The organism is Halomonas sp. (assembly GCF_041689495.1).
In the GTDB taxonomy this organism is placed as follows: Bacteria; Pseudomonadota; Gammaproteobacteria; order Pseudomonadales; family Halomonadaceae; genus Halomonas.
In genome coordinates this window covers 1-1956 of sequence record NZ_JBDNGD010000268.1, presented here as the reverse complement: position 1 = coordinate 1956, position 1956 = coordinate 1, and the positions used below count along the sequence as shown (strand labels likewise).

The 1956-nt window shown below is 63.5% G+C and carries 2 protein-coding genes; one reads left to right on the top strand and one right to left on the bottom strand.

Going from position 1 to position 1956, the window contains the following annotated elements; genetic code table 11:
* Window positions 1-200: 200 nt before the first annotated feature.
* Window positions 201-800 (bottom strand): histidine phosphatase family protein, encoded by a 600-nt coding sequence (locus tag ACESMD_RS09270; RefSeq protein WP_372612488.1) that lies wholly within the window; start codon window positions 798-800, stop codon window positions 201-203.
* Window positions 801-910: 110 nt separating this feature from the next.
* On the opposite strand from ACESMD_RS09270, the gene phnD reads away from it, so the two are divergent.
* Entirely contained in the window at window positions 911-1909 is a 999-nt protein-coding gene (gene phnD / locus ACESMD_RS09265; RefSeq protein WP_372612486.1) for a phosphate/phosphite/phosphonate ABC transporter substrate-binding protein, read from the top strand.
* Window positions 1910-1956 lie beyond the last annotated feature (47 nt).

The following is a 1956-nucleotide window of genomic DNA, read 5'->3' as shown; positions in this document are numbered from 1 at the left end:
GCAGTACCAGCAACTGAGGCAGTACGGCTGCGATTTCTTCCAGGGGTTCCTGCTGGCAAGGCCCATGCCACTGGATCGACTCGAGCACTTCATCGCTCAGGGCAGGGGCGACAGGAACCTGACAAGCGGGCCATGAAGCCCTGGATCGGGGCCCGGAGTGATGGCCTGGCCGGCATGCCGGCTCGGTGAGTGTCGCTATCTCAGGCGTCGGGTTCCACCGGGGTGATGCTGGCGGGCGCCAGGGGAGGGCGATCACGGTGTCGGTTCAATGGCTTGCCCTCCAGGGCGGTGAGCAGTATCTGCAACGGATCACCATGGCTGACCAGCAGGATCGTCTCGGCAGGCCGGCTGTGTTCCAGCCTCTCGATCACCGAGCACATGCGTCCGGCCACGGCGGTGACCGATTCGACGCCCCAGGCCTGGTGGTCAGGACTCTCGGCATCCCGGACCCAGACCTCGCCGTATCCCTCGGCGCTCCCGCCGTCCATGTCGCCGAAATGGCGCTCGCGAAGGCAGGGCTCGGGCGTGGTTTCCACGCCGAAACGCCGGGCGATTCGCGTGGCAGTCTGGGTGGTGCGAAGAAAGTCCGAATGAAGAATCCGGTCCGGGATCGGCCATCCCCAGTCCGCCAGCAAGGCGTCCAGCTGGGCCTGGCCGGTGGGTGATAGTCCATAGGCGTCCCTGCCCAGATCCGGGTGACTGATGATCAGGTCGGCGGCATTGGCCTGGCTATGGCCATGGCGCATCAGCAGGTAGCGATGATGGCGCAGTGCCGGTGCGTTGGTGGTTTGGCATTTCATCTGCTTGTCATTTGGTCTGAAGTGGTCGAGAGTGGATATTGTATGCCGGAGATGGAGCCGGCATGATCCCTATACAACAACACGTTCACCATGAGATATCGAGACACGCCATGAAAGCCTATACGATGACGAGAAAATATCCGCTGGCGGTGCTGGCCGCCACCCTCCTGCCGCTGTCGATGTTGATCGCCGCCCAGGCACAGGCCCAGTCGGACTGTGAGCGCGGCGTTCTCGCCGACCTCTATTGCGACGAGAACGGCGACATGGTCGCCGACCGCCCGGCCGACGAATCCGAGTGGCTCAATCCCGATACCCTGATCTTCGCCTACACCCCGGTGGAGGACCCGGCGATCTACTCGGATATCTGGCAGCCGTTCATCGACCACCTGCAGGAAGTGACCGGCCGCGACGTGCGCTTCTTCGCCGTGCAGTCCAACTCGGCCCAGGTCGAGGCCATGCGCAGCGGGCGCCTGCACATCGCCGGTTTTTCCACCGGCCCGACACCCTTCGCGGTCAACCTGGCCGGTGCCGTGCCCTTCGCCCTGATGGGCTCCGACGATGGCCGCTTCGGTTATACGCTGCAGCTCTACACCCATGTGGATTCCGGCATCGACGAGATGGAAGACCTCAAGGGCAAGCGGGTGGCGCATACCTCGCCGACCTCCAATTCGGGTAACCAGGCGCCGCGGGCGCTCTTCCCTGAGATGGGCATCGTGCCCGACGAGGACTACGAGGTGGTCTATTCCGGCAGCCACGACCAGTCGATGCTGGGTGTGGTGGCGCAGGATTATGATGCCGCCCCGGTCGCCTCGGAAGTGGTCGAACGCATGGCGGCCCGCGGCCTCTATGATCCGGCAGACGTCAAGATCATCTACGAGTCCGACAGCTTCCCGACGACCTCCTACAACTACGCCTACAACCTGCATCCCGACCTGGTCGAGAAGATCGAGGAAGCCTTCTTCAGCTTCGAGTTTGCCGGCACCGAGCTTGGCGAGGAGTTCGAGGGAGTCGAGAAGTTCGTCCCCATCAATTACCAGGACAACTGGAAGGTCATTCGCACCATCCAGAATGCCAACGGGGTCCAGTACACCCCCGACAACCTCGAGTAAGTCCCCGAGGACGACGATCGGCGGCGGCCCTCTGCGGAGGGCTGCCG

Bases quoted from the DNA above. Each gene is read 5' to 3' on its own strand.
- ACESMD_RS09270 (WP_372612488.1), bottom strand. From the start codon at position 800: ATGAAATGCCAAACCACCAACGCACCGGCACTGCGCCATCATCGCTAC.
- phnD (WP_372612486.1), top strand. From the start codon at position 911: ATGAAAGCCTATACGATGACGAGAAAATATCCGCTGGCGGTGCTGGCC.